Below are 17137 nucleotides of genomic sequence, written 5' to 3'. Positions count from 1 at the left end.
GATAAATGAAACATCTTCGACTGACCTCACTGCTCAGCGCAGGGCTATCAATTTTCTCTCTTTGGCTGAGCGGGTGTTCACCTGAGGATTCGCCGCAGAGCAATTTCATACCAAGCTCTGGTTGGAATGTCGGAGACGGTGGGCCGGTGCTGGCGGCGCACTATATGCCATGGTTTAATAATCCTAAGACGAGTGCTCGCGGGCGAGATGAGTGGAGCCATTGGGAATGGCGGGGGCAGAGTATTGTGAGAGATCCACGCCAATTACGTGCGGATGGTTTACGTGATATCGCATCGGTTCAATACCCATTAATTGGACCGTACAGCTCAGACAACCGAGCGGTTGTTCGCTACCATTTGGAAACTGCCCATGCGATTGGCATACATGCATTCTTCGTGATTTGGTATGGTCCAGGAAGTGATGTCGATGGTTTGTTGCCATTGATACTAGACGAGGCTCAGCGAATTGGCATGAAGGTGGCCATTTGCTATGAAGAGAAATTAAATTGGGAGCCTTACCGTCATCCAAAGAGTCGCGCAGAGATTGTACGCACTGCAATTAAGGATCTTTCGTATGTGCTTGGTGAATACGCCATGCACCCTGCTTATTTAAGGCGCAATGGGGATCCGTTTATTTTTCAATTTAATTTTTGGGGCTCGGATACGATGGGGCCACGTAACATTCTTCCGACTGAATGGAGTCAAATTTTCGATGCGTTGCCACACCCTGTCGTGTATGCACGCCAAAATCTGAACCCTGAATACCATCCTGGTATTGCGGCGAATTATGTTTGGTGGACTCAAGATGTAACTTACTTGGAAGATTTTGCAGATTACTCGAGGAGTATGGTCGATTCAGGACAACTGGATTTCTTTATGAATATGATTGCTCCAGGTTTTGACGACTCTGGCGTAGATGGCTGGGGCCATGGCACACGGGCGTTGCCACGTGAAGGCTTATCCACCCTACGCGATACTTTCGAGCGTTCTGCGCGCGGCGCTCCAGAGGTGATTCAACTGGTGACTTGGAATGACTTTAATGAAGGCACTGCGTTGGAGCCCACAGTTTCCGATGGGTTTCAGTATTTAGATGCGCTTGAGACTTGGTTTGGCGAGCATAGTGGTCGAGCTGTTAATTTAGACGATAATCGAGAGCCCTTGCATCGTTATTTGAAGTCAGCGTCTGCGCAGCAGTTGGCAGAGGTACCCACTGCTGCGGAATTGATTGCCGCTCAGCCAAGCGATCTAAGTGTATCGACTCCTAATTACCTGGAAACTCTTGATCGTAATAAGAAGTTGTAGCCGAGGTCTTATCAGTTGGACACGACACGTAGAATGGCCGCTGTTTCTGAATGACCTGTTAGCCAGAATTTAATACTATAGGTGAAGGCACCATTTGGTAGCTGGTAGTTGTCTAAATCGATATGCACTGTATTTGGCTCGGTCATATCTTTCAGCGCATCAACATATCCAAGATAAGTGCCGGCAGTGTCCCAGAGTAACAGCTGCACTGAAAATGCTGAACTTTCTGTGATTGTTTCAAGTTGGATATCGAGAGTGTTTTGTTCCTGTATGCTGAACTGCTTGAGAGTATGTAGCGTTTTAACTGTATCACTATTAATAAGTTTGAATTGTAGTGATCCATCTTGATTAAAGGTGATGTCGATCTCCTGTGTTGGTTCAAAATCCTGGCTTGCTTGAAGTAGCGCTGCTTGGTTGGTTGTTTGGGTGCTGAGCTCGAGTGTATAGATTTGTAGATTTGGCATCTCAGCTTCGACCCATATTTTTAGCCGATAGTATGCCGAGTCCGTGTCTGGCAGTGCTTTGTTTATTTTGAAACTTGTCGCTTTGGATTCGGAAGTACTTTTGTGTAGATTGGTTGTTTTTAAGTAATTACCTTCTGCGTTAAACCAGTCTGCTTGTATCACCAAATTACCTGAGCGCAGAGAGTATTCTAGTGTGGCGACTGATCCCTCTACATAGCTCACCAAGTCTTTGTGTGAGAGCCAAATACTGTTGTTTATTGACTTAACTGTTAGTGTGTTTTGCTTGCTGTTTGTAATTGTGCTTTGGCTGACTTCCCATTTGTCCGGGACGAGTGAGAGTTGCAGTGATTCTGCATTTAACTGGCAGCAGCTGATGATTAGGAGTGCGATTTTAAGCAGTTTTCTATTCATTGGATTTTTTGATTTTGGGGTTAGTTCTTCCATTTCCATGGATCCAAAGGATTGCCACCATAATCGGTGTCTGCACGGTATTCATTCATTTCCTCACTGCGTTTAAAAATGACACTGGCGTCAGCGAGTCCATAGAAGGCGCCTTGGCCATCATATAAATTACGTGTGAGCGCGTCCAAGCCTTCAAATTCGGCGACACCAACATTTGCACCAGTGTTGTCTGCGGCTCCGCCAAAGTTTTCGGCAACTAAGATGATGTTCGAAGGGATCAACGCGGCTTTGCTCGGGAGTGCCTGTCGATCTTTGGGCCATGGGCTTTTATAATCGTTTTCCAAGTAGGTCCATTTCGATGAATTAATTGCGTAACTGCGTGGCTGGCCTTCGAAACGACGGGCGAAATTATCTTCCGGTGATTGAAAAACCGCATCTTCTTGTAGTAATTCTGCATCCACTAGTATGCCGCTCCAATCTCGATTGGTGTCGGGGTCCATTTGGTAGGGAAGGTAGCCGTGGTGACTGCTTGCATACAGATTCATCGCGAGCACGATTTGACGGATATTGCTACTGGACACTGATTTACTCGCTTCAATTCGGACGCGGCCGATGGCTACGAATAAGATGCTTATGAGTATAGCGACGATTGCGATGACACTGAGTAGTTCGATGAGTGTAAAGCCAGTGCATTTACTTTTTGAGGGGGCTTGTTTATTCACGGGGCGTTGGGATTTTGAGTTAGGGGTTAATTTGTAAAAGCAATTGCCTGATCAGGTCGGGGCTGTATCGATGTTGCGGTGAGTGTGTAGCTGGGCGAACGATATGCCGCCAGTTTTTGTCCTGTTAGATTGAGTGAGTGCTCCTTGCTAGGGATTGATATAATATCATCCTTATGCTGTAAGCAAATCGAATGGTAGTTGTGGTAGGTAACAAAGTGTATGTGTAAGTCCTGTGCTCCAAGTGATAGTTGCTGGCAGTTTACATGAAGTGTATTATCGCCCTGTTGGGAGAATTGAAGCCGAACATGAGCCTGAGGCGCGTTGATTGTTTCACCGTCGTCAAATCGATAATCCCAGGTGACTGTCTTTGTATTATGCTCACTGATAAAAATATGGCATTCGATGTTTGAGAGGTCAGAGCATTGTTTTGTTAGTTCGCCTGGGCGCATGGCTAGGATGGCACCATCCCGAATAAAGAGCGGTGTACTTTCTATATTCGTGATCGCCTGAATTTGCCTTTTATTCTCGATCCATTGGCCCGAACCAGCGTCGAACCAATTGCATGTAGGAAGCGCTATCGAGCGTTCGCTCTCATTTTCATTCACGATTGGAGCCTGCATAATGCTAGGCCCAATCATAAACTGATCCTCAATTGTATCCAAACGGCCAGCGGTGTCTGTAAATTCATAGAACAGTGGACGTAGGATGGGGTCGCCGCTTTCAGTGTGACAAATGAATAGATTATACAGGTAGGGTAATAATTTATACCTGAGGCGGATGTAATGAATGATTACTTGTCGATATGGATCTTCGAAAGCCCACGGTTCTTGCTGTCGTGTGTTGGCTGCTGAGTGGTTGCGGAAGAAGGGGAACAGGAAGCCAGCCTTGAACCAATCGACTGCAAGTTCTGGCGTGGCATCACCCTCAAAACCGGGGACATCTGGACCATTGAATGGGAGGCCGGATAAGGACAAGTTGAGTGACATATTGATGCTTGCCTTGAGGTGAAAGTAATTGGACCAGTTGTCGCCTGTCCATATTGCAGAATATCTGGAGCTACTGATAAATCCACTGCGGCTTAAAATAAAGGGGCGCTTTTGCCCAATCGCAGCAGTCAGTCCCCGGCGGGATGCCTGCTGCATGCCATAGGCGTATTGATTATGAAAGCTGCTGTGGTCATCCTGCCCGTTATTAAAGCGCATGTCTTCTAGTTCGGCTGAACCCGTGGATGGGTCATTCATGTCCAGCCAGTATCCGTCGAATAAATAGTCGAGGGTGTAGTTCTGTAGTTGCTCGGCCCACCATGTACGTGCCTTTTCTTGCGAATAGTCGGGGAAGGCAGTTCGACCAGGCCAAACGAAACCCGAATAGATGCCGCCTTCTGCAGTTTTGCAGAATATGTCTTTATTGCGGCCATCTTCGAATGTACTATATCCGGTACAATATTTGACGCCGGGATCGATAATTGGTATGATTCTTCGTCCGTTCGCTTTTAGGGCCTGTATTCGTGCCCGGTGCCCTTTAAAGCCATCGTCGACGACAGTGAACACTTTATAAGCATCCATGTAATCGATGTCTAGCCAGAGGCCATCGCAGGGGATCTCCAGCTCATCGAATTTTCTATCGAGTGCTTCTAAGTCGTCTAGGTCGCGGTAGCCCCAACGGCATTGTTGGTAACCGAGGCTCCAAAGTGGTGGTAAGGGGGTAGTGCCGCAGAGGCGTTGTAGCTTGCGTGTGACTGAGCGAGGGCTGTCTCCTATTATGAAATAAATGTCTGGTGTGCCGTCGTAGGCTCCGATGTGTATGGTCTGTTGTTCGTTATCTTTGGCATCCAGCAAATTGGCGATGTTTTCCTTTGCGGCGAGATTCATGAATGTCGCATGAGGATTATTGATTAGGATTCCGACGCAGCCTGACTCCTGTGTTATGAGTACATAGGGAATGGATACATACATTGGGTCGGTTGGTTCAGTGCGAACGCGTGTAGTGCCGAAGTCGCCAATAGTGTCTGTATTCCAGAATTTGTAGATGCCCCCGGTCTTTTCGAGTCGATCATTCTTTTCTCCTAGCCCGTAGAAACGCATCGAAGTATTATACTCGAAGGACATGGCCCATTTTTGCCCTAGAATACCAAATTCCCGGCCGGCGAATGAGCGCAATAATGTTTGATTGTTGAGCTTAAGCAGTAAGCCACTTTTGCTGTCTGCTGTGATCCGAGCGCCGCAGGAGTCCGGTTTAAATATATCTTCATCCAAGTTTGCCTGACTCTTCTGCTGCCATTGTGGGGCGCGGATCGTGTACCTGAATAGGCCCTCGCCGAGAGTTGTCAGTGTACTGGTTCTCTGTTTTTCAGGGGCCTCGGCTGGCTGGTTTTGAAAGTTAGCTGCAGGAGGAATTTTGTTAAAATACATGTTTAAAGTGGGGGGCTAGGGGAATCTTTTATACAAGCTGACCCTATTCGCTTTGCTGCTAGTATAACAGTGTTGCATGAGTTTACGTAAACTCCGCTTGTTTGATCGCTAGCATCGAATCAGAGCACCTGTATTAAAGTTGATGGTACTGCATTAACCATTGTCGAGCTAGGGGAGGTAGAATCATTGTAAGTAATTTTCGTCTGAGCAGTTTAATCTGTATGTCACAATCGACCACAACGCTTTTTTGGTTTCGTCAAGACCTTCGTTTTGCAGATAATGCAGCCTTAGCTGCAGAGATTACTTCGGGGGCATCCATCGTACCCGTATTTATTTGGGCGCCTCAGGAAGAGGGGGATTGGGGGCCTGCTGCGGCTTCGCGTTGGTGGTTGCATCATGCGCTAGCAAGTTTTGCGGAGCAATGGGCCGCAAAAGGGGCGAGGTTGGTTCTGCGTCAGGGGAATTCGTTGGAAGAGCTGCGAACTCTGATCGCTAGTACAGGTGCGACCCGTGTTGTTTGGAATCGCCGTTACGAATCGCCGCAGCGCGAATTCGATATTGAGATTAAGCGTGAGCTGCGTAGTGAGGGAATTGAAGTCGATAGTTATAATAGTCGCTTATTGATCGAGCCGCATGCCGTAGCAACTGGCACTGGGAAGCCCTATCAAGTCTATACACCCTATTGGAAAAAAGTAAAAGATTGGCCCTTGGATGCCGTGGCAGAGCCGGATCTCGAGGCCTTACGTTTTCCAGAAGAATTTCCTGATTCTTTGGCATTGGAGCAGTTTAATCTGCTACCACAGCATGCTTGGGATCGAGGTTTTTATGAGCAGTGGTCCGTCAGTGAGGCGGATGCAATTCAGTGCCTCGAAGGTTTTCTCGCGGGTGGGATTCAGGATTACGCGAGCGCCCGGGATCGGCCTGATGTTTGTGGTACCTCACAGTTGTCACCCTATCTATACTGGGGACAGATTGGGCCACGACAAATTGTATCTCGTTTGAAGGCCACCTGCGATCTTAGCCAGCCAGGTCCCGCTACATTTTTGAAAGAAATTTATTGGCGTGAGTTTGCCTATCATGTCCTGTACCATTTTCCACATACCGCCAGTCATCCCCTTCGTGCCGAATATGAGGATTTTCCTTGGGTGCGAAATTCTACAGTTCTGCGGGCATGGCAGACTGGACATACTGGATATCCTATCGTTGATGCGGGGATGCGACAGTTGTGGCAAGTGGGGTGGATGCATAATCGTGTGCGGATGATTGTATCTTCTTTCTTAGTGAAACATTTATTACATGATTGGCGCGATGGAGCACGATGGTTCTGGGAGACCTTAGTGGATGCCGATCTCGCCAGTAATACTTTGGGATGGCAATGGAGTGGGGGCTGTGGTGCCGATGCGGCTCCTTATTTTCGCATTTTTAATCCCATTTTGCAGGGGCAAAAGTTTGATCCTGAGGGGGAGTATGTAAAACGCTACCTGCCTGAATTACGACGACTTCCTGCTAAATACATTCACAAGCCCTGGGATGCGCCCGAGTCTGTATTGACATCTGCGGATGTGCTGCTCGGTCGAGATTATCCTAGGCCCATTGTGGAGCATCGGATCGGACGCGAACGTGCACTGGCGGCATTGAAACGATTTAAATCCTAACCTTCCACGCTATCCACTAGATACATCTAGTTATGACTACAGTTCAAAATATATTGGTGAGCGGTGCTACCGGCTTGATTGGGAAACCTCTTTGTGCGGCGCTTAAGCTGCGTGGTCACACAGTACGCACACTTTCCCGTAGTCCGGCTGGTGATGTGCAGTGGAATCTCGCCAAAGGACGATTAGACCGGGATGCGATGGATGGTGTCGATGTGGTGATTCATCTTGCGGGGGAGAGCGTGGTGCAACGCTGGACGACTGCGGCGAAGCAACGTATAATACGAAGTCGCACTCAGAGCGCCGCCTTATTGATTGAGGCGATTTTACAGCAAAGCAAACACCCGGCGTTTATTTCTGCTTCTGGTATTAGTTATTACGGTATCGAGCGTGAAGTAATCGTTGATGAGTCTAGTTCTATGGGAGCGGGCTTTCTTGCTGATGTGACACGTCAGTGGGAGGGCGTGGCACAGCCACTCATCGAGGCGGATGTGCGCACCGCCTTCATGCGCACTGGCATCGTGTTGAGTGGGCAGGGTGGGGCACTGGCTAAAATGCTGACGCCTTTTAGGTTGGGGCTAGGTGGGCGCATCGGCAACGGTCAGCAACAGATGAGCTGGATCAGTTTGCCGGATTTAGTCCAGGCTTACATCTTTGCGGTGGAAAATGAATCGCTTTGCGGCGCGATCAATGCGGTCGCTCCCATGCCAGTGTCGAATGCGGAATTTACAGCAACGCTCGGTAAGGTTTTAGGGCGGCCGACGGTTTTTCCCATGCCTGCAGCTATCGTTAAAATGATTTTCGGTGAAATGGGCGAAGAAACCGTGCTCAGTAATTTAGCTGTGCGGCCGCAGCGTCTCACCGAACTCGGTTTTGAGTGGCAACATCCAGAGCTCGAGTCAGCACTTTTAGCGGTGATTCATTAAGCCATTTTCTCACATTTATCTAGTCCCATTTTCTCACATGCAAACTACAGACGTTTTAATTATCGGAGCTGGAATTTCCGGCCTGCTGTGCGCGACCGAATTACGAAAGGCAGGTAAGACCGTGTGTGTGCTGGACAAAGGCCGCGGTCTTGGTGGGCGTATGGCGACGCGTCGCATGGCAGGCGCGCGGCTGGATCATGGGGCGCAGTTTTTCACCGTGCGTGATGCGCGGCTGCAAGCCTATGTCGATCAATGGCTCAGTGCGGGGGTGATTCGCGAGTGGTATCGGCAGGTGCCTCAGCAGGCCAGTTCCGATGGCCACCCACGGTATTGTGGGGTAAATGGGATGACGGATGTGCCGAAGTATTTGGCTCGGGACCTGGATGTGCATACCTCGCAGCAAGTGATCGAATTGGTGCGCGATCTCGATCGATGGATTGTTCGCAGCAGTCAAGGAAGCACCTATGTGGCGACGCAGCTCGTGATTACCGCGCCGCTGCCGCAGGCCCTGGCGCTGTTAGACACTGCTGGCGTGGATTTTGCCGGTGCTGCAACAGAGCCGCTGCGAGAGGTGCGTTATCAGCGTGGCTTGGCCACACTGGCGATACTTGATGGCCCCAGCGGCATGGAAGGTGCGGGGGCTGTCAAGATCGAGGATGCACCGCTTTGTTGGATAGCGGATAATCAGCTGAAGGGCATTTCACCAGAGGTCGCCGCTGTGACTATCCATGCCGACGCCGATTTTGCAGAGGCATACTGGGATGCCGAGGACGAAGTGCGTGGTGCCTTGATGTTAAAGGCTGCTGCGCCCTATCTGCACGCTACGGTCGTGGATTTTCGCTGCCACCGTTGGGGTTTTACCCAGCCGCTTAACCCATGGAGTGAGCCATACTTCCAGAATGCTGGCTTACAGTTGACGCTCGCTGGCGACGCCTTCGGAGGCGCGCGTGTGGAAGGGGCCGCGCTATCGGGTATCGAGGCGGCGCATGCTATTTTGAATAAATTTGCGTAGAGCAGTAGACTCTTGCTGGAAAGGGAGTCTTGGACGGAATAAGGGGAAACTCGCTTGCGTCGGTGCGAATAATGGCGCATCTAGCTGACTGCATTTCTTAGCTTATGAAAAAGACACTTTTAATTGTTAGTAATTTCTTATTCTTAGTGATCGCGGTTCTCGCGTCATTGCCTGCGTTTGCGGAGAACGCTCAGGGGTTGCTTTATCTGGCGATTGCGGTGGCGCTGCTGGGCTGTGTGCTTGCTTTGACGCTTCAGCAAACAGCGGTTGCGGAGCCAGTGACTGTGCCTGAAGCTGCACCTGCGCCGGTGGCACCGGAAACACCGCGGCCAGACTTGCAAAAAATCCCCGAGCAGAATGCCGAGGTTCAGGTCGCGCAATTGCTGGGGCTTTTACAGGAAAAAGGACGTTTTCTCGATTTTGTGATGGATGATATCAAGAGCTATCCAGACGCGCAAATTGCGGCGGCGGCTCGTTTTGTGCATCAAGGTTGTCAAACAGTGATGAAGCATAATTTCAACATCGAGCCGGTCGCGACGACTGCGGAGAATCAGCCCATTACTTTGGAGCCTACTTTCGATCGTAACGAATATCGTCTGACTGGCAAGGTCGAGGGGGAGCCGCCTTATCAGGGAGTGCTCAAGCACAAAGGCTGGAAGACGACCTCTGTTCACTTACCTAAGGTTCTCGGTGAACGGGCTCGCGCCAGTGGCACGCATCTTTTAGTGGCTGCCGAAGTTGAGGTCGGCTAGCCGATGGTGTCTAGCGGATGCGTCGCATTCTGCTCACAATGAAATGAAGGTTTATGATGTCTAAGCAATATAGTCTGGGAATTGATTTAGGGACGAGTAACTCGGCCATGACGGTAGCGCGGCTGGAGGATCAGGCATTGCAGGATCTGTCCATTTTACAAGTGGTGGCTCCACATACGGTGGAAGCACGCCCGGGCCTGGCCTCGAATATATATATTGCCGCGCCGGATGAGTTTCCTGAGGGCGCATTTAATTTGCCGGGCAAAGAGTCGTCTCATGCGCGTGTGGTGGGGGCCTTTGCGCGTCAGCACGGGGCTCAGGTGCCTGACCGTTTGGTGAGTTCGGCGAAGTCTTGGCTGTGCAGCACTCAAGTCGATCACCATGAGCCCATCCTGCCGTGGCAATCCAGTAGTGTGGAGGCGAAGCTGTCTCCGATTGAGGCTTCGCGCTTGTATTTGGAATCTCTGGTGTATGGTTTTAAGGCCGCGGCGGAAGCGGCACAGAGCGACTGGGATCTGGAGAATACCAATGTGGTGCTCACTGTGCCGGCTTCGTTTGATGAGGTGGCGCGTTCGCTGACTTATGAAGCGGCGGAAGCGGCTGGCCTGGGAGCGGTCACTTTAATGGAAGAGCCTCAGGCCGCGTTTTACGCTTGGCTGGCACAGGCGGGCTCGGATTGGCGCAAGCAAGTGGCGCCCGGAGATATTATTTTGGTCTGTGATGTCGGTGGGGGCACTTCAGATTTTAGTTTGATCTGTGTCTCTGAGGTCGAAGGAAATCTCGAGTTAGAGCGTATCAGCGTGGGGGAGCACTTATTACTGGGAGGCGATAATCTCGATCTCGCGCTGGCGCATGTGCTGCGCTATCAAATGGAGGGGGAGGGGAAGACGATCGATGATTGGCAGTTTCTCGCATTGGTGCACGCCTGTCGCAGTGCGAAAGAAAGCTTGTTTGAGAATTTGGATTTGACGGAAGTCTCGTTATCCGTGCCTTCGCGCGGCTCGTCTCTGTTTGCGGGCAGTGTGGCCACCAGTTTGAGCCGCGACACACTGAATCAAATCGCGTTAGATGGTTTTTTGCCCTTGATTGATGCCAGTGAGATGCCGGCGGCGCGTGCCTCTGCGGGCTTACAGGAGTTTGGCTTGTCCTATGAAAGTGATCCCGTGCTGAGTAAACACCTGGCACGCTTCCTGACTCGTAGTTTACAGAACGTGCAGGCCAATGCTAGCTTGGCTGGTCAATTTAGCGCCGAGGTGCTTGCTGGCAGTTTCTTAAAGCCGACCGCGGTCTTGTTTAATGGTGGCTTCTTCAATGCGGCCCCCGCTCGCGAGCGTGTCTTGACATTGCTCAATCAGTGGAGTGGTGCGGATGCGCCCGTGCGTGAGTTGGCTGGAGCGCGTTATGACAAGGCAGTGGCGCATGGTGCTGCGTATTACGGCCTGAACCAGCTCAGTGGCAGTGGTGTGCGGGTGAAGGCTGGCGCCTCGCGCAGTTATTATATCGGCTTGGAAACTGCGGGGCTGGCTATTCCCGGTTTTAAACCACCACTCAAAGCATTGTGTGTGGTGCCTCAGGGCATGGAAGAGGGCAGTGAGCAAATTTTAGATTCGAAAGAGTTCGGCTTGGTGACCGGGGAATCTGTGACGTTCCGCTTCTTTAGCTCTGCCATCCGTTCGGGCGATGTCGTCGGCACTATTTTGCCCGATGCGGAGAAGGAACTGGAAGAAACCCTGGAACTGAAAATGGAACTCACGCCGCTGGAAGGGCATGCGACAGGAGAAGTGGTGCCGGTCAAGCTGCACGCGCGGGTGACCGAAATGGGCACCTTGGATTTATGGATGCAGCACACCCGCTCCGACCACCGCTGGAAGTTGGAATTTGCTGTGCGCACGGATTAATTCGGTTTTATGGCTGCTCGTTATTTTATCGGTATCGACCTAGGCACAAGTAATTGTGCGCTGTCTTACATCGACTCCAAAGACCCGACCGCAGGCACGCAGGTTTTTCAGATCCCGCAGTATGCATCTTTAAATACGGTTCGCGAGTCGAGCTCGCTGCCTTCGTTTGGCTATTATTTGAGTGAGGCGGAGCAGTCGGCGTTGGCTGGCGATGCGGTCGGTGAATGGGACTCCGGCCGTGTGGTGGGCTTGTTAGCCCGTGAGTTAGCAGGTTCGGATGCGGCTCGAAGTATTAGTTCCGCCAAATCGTGGTTGTGCTATGCGGGCATTGATCGTGAGCGCAAGCTCTTGCCTTGGAAGAGCGAAGTGATCGCAGAGTATGACAAGTGTTCGCCTGTCGAGGCTTCGGCGGCCTATTTGGATTATTTGCGTCTTGCCTGGGATCAAACCATCGGGCGGGAGGATAAACAGTCGTTGTTTGACCGTCAGGACATCGTGATCACGGTGCCCGCTTCGTTTGATACGGTGGCTCAACGCTTGACCTTGGATGCGGCGCAGCAGGCACGCTATCCACAAAGCACACGCTTACTAGAGGAGCCACAGGCAGCTTTCTATGCCTGGTTGGAAACTCATGGTGATGCTCGTGACTGGGGGCAGACACTGGGGGAGTTGAGTGAACGCCCTAAGGTGGTCTGTGTTTGTGATATCGGCGGTGGCACCTCGGACTTCAGTTTGTTTGAATTGTCCCAGATTGCAGGCGAGGCATTGCCCCATGTGCGTCGTATTGCAGTCAGTAAGCATATTTTACTCGGTGGCGATAATATCGATCTCGCGCTGGCGCATTTGGCAGAAGCGAAATTGTCGGGGCAGACCGCACTCTCGACTACGGGGTGGAGTCAGCTGGTCGCGCAATGTCGGGATTTAAAAGAGCGCGTGCTCTCGACCGAAGGCCCTGAAGAGGAGCCCTTCACGATCGCGCTGGCGGGTGCTGGCGGCAGTCTTTTTGAGTCGGTGCAGACGCTTACTTTGAATCGCGGGGACATTACCCGCACGGTGTTGGATGGTTTTTTCCCTGTTTGTGATGCCGATGCACAACCTGTGAATGACGCGAGTGGTCTGCGGGAGATCGGCTTGCCCTATGCGCAGGATTCCGCGATTACCCACCACTTAGCAGACTTCATACGCGGGCGTAAGGTGGATGCCTTATTGTTTAACGGAGGCACACTGGCGGCGGCTTGTGTGCGCGTGCGTTTGGCCGATCAGTTGGCTGCTTGGCAAGAGGGGCAGCGTCCTGTCATTTTGGAAAACACCTCGTTGGAGCTGGCCGTCGCGCGTGGGGCGGCCTGGTATCGTGCGAGTTTATCGCGTGAGCATGTGGCCACGATCGAAGGCGGCTCCGGGCATAGCTTTTACCTTGAAGTGAGTTACACACCGAAGCGTGGAAAGAAAAAACGTAAGCAGTCCGCTGAAACACGATTGGTCTGCGTCCTCGCTCAGGGCAGCCCGTTGGAGACGTCGACGCGTATAACTGCGCTGAACTTGTCGCTCAAGGTGAACATGCCGGTGCAATTTCAGGCCTACACTTCTACCTGTCGTGAGGGCGACCAAGGCGGGGATTTGGTGAGGAAAAATGAGCATGATTTCCACAAGCTGCCAGTGATGCAGACCATGGCTCAACTGCCAGTCGGGGCGCCCCTCCCGGAGGACGGGAACGTGGCGATCGAACTGGAGGCGCATCTGAATAGTCTCGGCTTGTTGCGGGTCAATTGTGTCAGCGTGCGACGAATCCTGGAGGAGAATCGGGTTTGGCGACTGGAATTTAATCTGCGACAGGCCGATGAGAGCGCAGCGGGAGACGCTGCGCCCCAGCAGCCGAACACGGGGCTCAGCTCCGAGGATCTGGAGTCTTCAAAAGCGTTGATAGCGGACACCTTCGGACCTGAGCCGCGGATACCGGCGTCCAAGCTGCTGAAGGAGTTAGAGCGCATCAGTCATTTGAATCGACGCGAGTGGAACGTGCCCTTCATACGTGAATTGTGGCAAACACATGCCAGTTTTTTAACACGACGGGATCGATCGCCCGAGCATGAGCTCGCTTGGCTCAACGCGGCAGGCTTTTTTCTGCGTCCCGGCTACGGGCATGCCCTCGACCCGTATTTTATTCGCACCCTGTGGACGATCTATGAGCTCGATTTAGCCCACGCCAATAACAAAGCCAACCGCGAGCAGTATTTCCTGCTGTGGCGACGTGTGGCCGGGGGCCTGGATGCAGCGCAGCAAGAGGCACTCTACGATGCTTGGGTGGATAAGACGCTGCAAGACAGCAAGCAATCCTATGAGCCTGCGCGCATGCTCGGCGCATTCGAGCACCTGTCGGCTGAGAAGCGCACGCAGCTCGCGCATCATTTTACCGCCAGTATAGTCCGCCGCAGTGAGACTTTTTGCGATCATTCCATCTGGGCGCTCGGGCGTGTGCTCAATCGCGTGCCGCTTTACGGTGGCGAACACGCGATCCTGCCTGCTAGTGAAGTGTGGCTCGCATTCGAGCAGCTGGAAGCGCTGGATTGGAGCCGCGACAACTTGCGCAATCTGCCGCAACTCTTCGTGCAAGCTGCTCGTATCGTGAATAACCGAGACCACGATGTGGCGGAGGACTTGCGTGAGCGCATCATCGCGAAGGCCACATCATCTGGAGCCAGCACGCAGCAGACAGAGCCCCTGCGAACCTTCACGCCGATCGATGCTAAAGACATCCAGCAGCTCTTCGGGGAATCTCTACCAGTTGGCTTGCAGGTCGAATCCTAGGTGAGTATTTGAGATATGGATCGGGATCTATTTGTTTGAGTGATTCAGGCGGAGGCTGATTGGGCTGTGGCGTGGGTTCTACTCAAACAGTGGAATCAAATTGCGTGGATCGTAAAGAGAGCGGAGCTTCTGCTTCTCTAAGGTACCAGTCAGCTCAAATTCCAGAAGGCTGGGAAGTGGTTTGGTTAGGAATTCACTTATTTTTCTTAGGTTGGAGTTCGGGTCGCCGAAGTTTCCGAAAAGGGAGACATGGACATGCATATCGAGGGCTTGATCCTTAAGTCGTAAGGTGCCCGGGGCATTTATTTGAGTGCGGGCTCCATCGATACGTAGGTGATCGAATGTGACTATTTCATGTTGGTAGTGAAAATCACCCCGCATCCGATTTAGGTTAAATGAAGTGAAGTTGAAATGTGTATTCTGTAAGATTTTAGACAGAGGGCCGAGAAGCTGAATCGTACCTAGTTTTTCATTACGGATTTCAAATTGACCAAAACCAGTGTGTCCTAGTGGGTCCACAATTGGACCTGTCCCATGTAGCTCAATATCAACGTGTGCGTTATCTTCTTTGGAGACTGTGGTGCTTGCGGTTGCATTTAGACTGTCTTCCAATTGGTCGAGTTGAGGTAGGTTTTGTAGCGCTAGCTGCTGCTGCGCGCCTTCCAGTGTGAGTTGGTAACGTAGTGTGTTACTCGCGTCCTTCGGAGTTGAGATGTCGATGCTGGCGTGGCCTCTACCGCCTGCATAGCCTAGTTGAATATTTCGCAGATGGGTGATTTCTGAACGGCCATATAGATCTAAATTCAGATAATCGAGAGGTACTCGTTTAAAGCTGAGAGGAGCGTCGAGCTTGGCCGTGATGTCGAAGTAGCTTTTGCCTGTATACTCAGGGTGTTTCTGATTGAAGATCACTCCAGTTAATCTCGTCCTAGGCATGGCTTCAGTTTCGAAATCAGTCAGTATATTGGATACGTTGCCTTGAAATAGTTTTGCAGCGTCTTGCAATTCGAGCTGGGCTTCCATATCCAGTCGAATTGACACTGGACCTTTGCCATCACCCATGCGTGATGTGAAGGCTACATTGCCACGGGCCCAGCCATCACCCTTATGTGCGTCGAGTTCGCTGAGTTCACAGTAGGGACCGCGACCACGAACAATTAGCTCGGCCTCATCAAGTAAGACACCGCGGTAACTGACTTTACGTGCGCGAGCATGGCCGTAATAGAGGTCTGCGGCCTTGCGTTGCGTGTTACCGTAGATGATGAAGTCGCCGAGACTTTCTTCGGTTTGGCTGAAGTCGAAGTCTTCAAAAATGGCGGACCACCAGTGAGGCAGGAGTGCATTGTATTCGTAGGGCACTGCACTGCCGATTAAACTGACTTGATAGTCGTGGTTAGTGCGGTCGAGATTAAATTGTAGTTCCAACCATTGTTGCTGGCGTCGCATATAAAGGTCTTTGATGCGGTAACGCCCGTTTTGGTAACTTGCGTGTGTATAAATGTAGTTGAAGCTGAGCTTGTCGATTGAGAGATTGAGAATTTGTGCTTTAAGTTCGGCTTGCTTGAGCGCGAAGCCAGGATCGAAATCCAAGAGGATGTCTAGATAGGGAGGTATTTCGTAGCTTAGCGTGGGGAGTTTTGCACTGATTTCAGTAGGTACTAAAGTCAACGGGTCTACGCTGCCGCGAGCACGCATTTGCCCACTCTGCGTTTTGACATTAATGTGTCCATCTAGCTCGATGCCTCCATTTAAGCTGCGCGTGGCGCCACTAAAATGGAGCTCAGGATAGTTGTGTGAGGCGATCTGAAGTGTGGGGACGTCAAGTTCAAAGTCTTTGAGTTGGATTCGTTGCGCTGCGAGGTTTAAATTTGGCCATTGACCATTTAGAATCCCTGACAGTTCTTCCCGCGGGAATTCTGCGCTGAGACCTGTTGTATTGATTTCGAATTTGGGGACCTCTAGTTGAGTGGCTGTGAGTCGTGGTGCGGTTAACGGGATGATTTCGTCACCTTGTATCTGTATTGTGCCGCGCAGTTCTACATTCTGCGCGCGAACTTCGGGGTGTTGCAGTTGAGGGCTGCTGACGCGTAGCTCGATCTCATGGGCTTGTGTATGGTCGGAACTGAATTTGAACGCGATGGTCGGGTTTAGAAAATAACCGATGCGTTCTTTTTGTTGTGATAGTTTGGCCGCTTGATTGTAGAAGCTCTGGATCCATTCTTGGATGTCTTGTTTTTGCAGGCTTTGCGTGTGTGGGCCTGCAGCTCTGGCTGGGAGTTCAACGGTACCACGTAGGCGAATGTTGTCATGAAGTGCTGCGAAGCGATCGACTGTCCAATAGTTCTGTTCTGGCACCAGACGAAAGGCGATGCGTTCTAGGATAGGGCGGCGGTATCCGTCTGGCGAATACACCGATGGAATATAAAGTGTGCCGTTTGAGAGCACAATACAACGTGGTCGTGGCAGCTGCTTGAGACTTTGCCACTGGAGTGCCACTTCGGCTGAGTCTGCTTGAAATAAATTCTGTTTAATTCCGCTGGAACGTGCCTCGATGCCGATGAGTTCGATGCTGCCTCTGGTGTTGAGACGAAACTCATTTACTTTGATTACTAAATCCGGGGGCAGTCTTGTTGAGATGATTTGGTTACCCCAATTTGCTGGTAGTGGTAAGTAGCCATATATTAATAAGCATCCGACCGTGAGTGCTTGTCCTATAAACAGTAGTAGTAAGGTGGCATCCAAGAAAAGCTCCAGCAGTAAGCTGAGGCGAAGCTTTTTGAGGAATGCCATTA

General features: G+C 51.2%; 11 protein-coding genes. 7 read left to right on the top strand and 4 right to left on the bottom strand.

The annotated features are described in order from the left end of the window. Positions 1 to 5: 5 nt before the first annotated feature. Positions 6 to 1301, top strand: a complete 1296-nt coding sequence (locus QEH59_RS05725; RefSeq protein WP_308984403.1) for a glycoside hydrolase family 71/99 protein — start codon at positions 6 to 8, stop codon at positions 1299 to 1301. Between the two features lie 11 nt (positions 1302 to 1312). Here the strand turns inward: QEH59_RS05725 and QEH59_RS05720 are convergent, their stop codons facing one another. From QEH59_RS05720 to QEH59_RS05710, 3 genes are read right to left on the bottom strand one after another with little or no spacing between them, the layout of a single operon-like run. Then, positions 1313 to 2176 (bottom strand): hypothetical protein, encoded by an 864-nt coding sequence (locus QEH59_RS05720; RefSeq protein WP_308984402.1) that lies wholly within the window; start codon positions 2174 to 2176, stop codon positions 1313 to 1315. 20 nt (positions 2177 to 2196) lie between these two features. Then, positions 2197 to 2889: a type II secretion system protein gene (locus QEH59_RS05715; RefSeq protein ID WP_308984401.1), complete on the bottom strand. Its 693-nt coding sequence runs from the start codon at positions 2887 to 2889 to the stop codon at positions 2197 to 2199. A 26-nt stretch (positions 2890 to 2915) separates the two neighbouring features. Then, the gene (locus QEH59_RS05710) at positions 2916 to 5300 is read right to left on the bottom strand and encodes a glycoside hydrolase family 31 protein (protein WP_308984400.1); all 2385 of its coding nucleotides are present in this window, start codon (positions 5298 to 5300) and stop codon (positions 2916 to 2918) included. A gap of 221 nt (positions 5301 to 5521) precedes the next feature. Between QEH59_RS05710 and QEH59_RS05705 the strand changes: the two genes are divergently transcribed. From QEH59_RS05705 to QEH59_RS05680, 6 genes are all read left to right on the top strand, one after another. Further along, on the top strand, positions 5522 to 6955 hold the full coding sequence (locus QEH59_RS05705) for a cryptochrome/photolyase family protein (RefSeq protein ID WP_308984399.1): 1434 nt from the start codon (positions 5522 to 5524) through the stop codon (positions 6953 to 6955). A 32-nt stretch (positions 6956 to 6987) separates the two neighbouring features. Beyond that, complete coding sequence (locus QEH59_RS05700; protein WP_308984398.1) at positions 6988 to 7878, top strand: TIGR01777 family oxidoreductase; 891 nt, start codon at positions 6988 to 6990, stop codon at positions 7876 to 7878. 37 nt (positions 7879 to 7915) lie between these two features. After that, positions 7916 to 8890 (top strand): NAD(P)/FAD-dependent oxidoreductase, encoded by a 975-nt coding sequence (locus QEH59_RS05695; RefSeq protein ID WP_308984397.1) that lies wholly within the window; start codon positions 7916 to 7918, stop codon positions 8888 to 8890. 104 nt (positions 8891 to 8994) lie between these two features. Beyond that, the gene (locus tag QEH59_RS05690) at positions 8995 to 9642 is read left to right on the top strand and encodes a DUF2760 domain-containing protein (RefSeq protein ID WP_308984396.1); all 648 of its coding nucleotides are present in this window, start codon (positions 8995 to 8997) and stop codon (positions 9640 to 9642) included. A gap of 53 nt (positions 9643 to 9695) precedes the next feature. Beyond that, on the top strand, positions 9696 to 11540 hold the full coding sequence (locus tag QEH59_RS05685) for an Hsp70 family protein (RefSeq protein ID WP_308984395.1): 1845 nt from the start codon (positions 9696 to 9698) through the stop codon (positions 11538 to 11540). A gap of 9 nt (positions 11541 to 11549) precedes the next feature. Further along, a complete protein-coding gene (locus tag QEH59_RS05680) occupies positions 11550 to 14345 on the top strand; it encodes a hsp70 family protein (protein WP_308984394.1) in 2796 nt (931 codons plus the stop codon). A 78-nt stretch (positions 14346 to 14423) separates the two neighbouring features. Here QEH59_RS05680 and QEH59_RS05675 read toward each other — a convergent pair whose 3' ends face one another. Beyond that, a complete protein-coding gene (locus QEH59_RS05675) occupies positions 14424 to 17135 on the bottom strand; it encodes an AsmA-like C-terminal region-containing protein (RefSeq protein WP_308984393.1) in 2712 nt (903 codons plus the stop codon). Positions 17136 to 17137: the final 2 nt, after the last annotated feature.

This window comes from Thalassobacterium sedimentorum (assembly GCF_031127905.1).
Lineage (GTDB): Bacteria > Verrucomicrobiota > Verrucomicrobiia > Opitutales > Coraliomargaritaceae > Thalassobacterium > Thalassobacterium sedimentorum.
The sequence above is the reverse complement of the archived record's forward strand: the minus strand, read 5'-3'. Positions and strand labels throughout refer to the sequence as shown.

Bases quoted from the DNA above. Each gene is read 5' to 3' on its own strand.
- QEH59_RS05700 (WP_308984398.1), top strand. From the start codon at position 6,988: ATGACTACAGTTCAAAATATATTGGTGAGCGGTGCTACCGGCTTGATT.
- QEH59_RS05685 (WP_308984395.1), top strand. From the start codon at position 9,696: ATGATGTCTAAGCAATATAGTCTGGGAATTGATTTAGGGACGAGTAAC.
- QEH59_RS05725 (WP_308984403.1), top strand. From the start codon at position 6: ATGAAACATCTTCGACTGACCTCACTGCTCAGCGCAGGGCTATCAATT.
- QEH59_RS05680 (WP_308984394.1), top strand. From the start codon at position 11,550: ATGGCTGCTCGTTATTTTATCGGTATCGACCTAGGCACAAGTAATTGT.
- QEH59_RS05705 (WP_308984399.1), top strand. From the start codon at position 5,522: ATGTCACAATCGACCACAACGCTTTTTTGGTTTCGTCAAGACCTTCGT.
- QEH59_RS05710 (WP_308984400.1), bottom strand. From the start codon at position 5,300: ATGTATTTTAACAAAATTCCTCCTGCAGCTAACTTTCAAAACCAGCCA.
- QEH59_RS05695 (WP_308984397.1), top strand. From the start codon at position 7,916: ATGCAAACTACAGACGTTTTAATTATCGGAGCTGGAATTTCCGGCCTG.
- QEH59_RS05675 (WP_308984393.1), bottom strand. From the start codon at position 17,135: ATGGCATTCCTCAAAAAGCTTCGCCTCAGCTTACTGCTGGAGCTTTTC.
- QEH59_RS05720 (WP_308984402.1), bottom strand. From the start codon at position 2,176: ATGAATAGAAAACTGCTTAAAATCGCACTCCTAATCATCAGCTGCTGC.
- QEH59_RS05690 (WP_308984396.1), top strand. From the start codon at position 8,995: ATGAAAAAGACACTTTTAATTGTTAGTAATTTCTTATTCTTAGTGATC.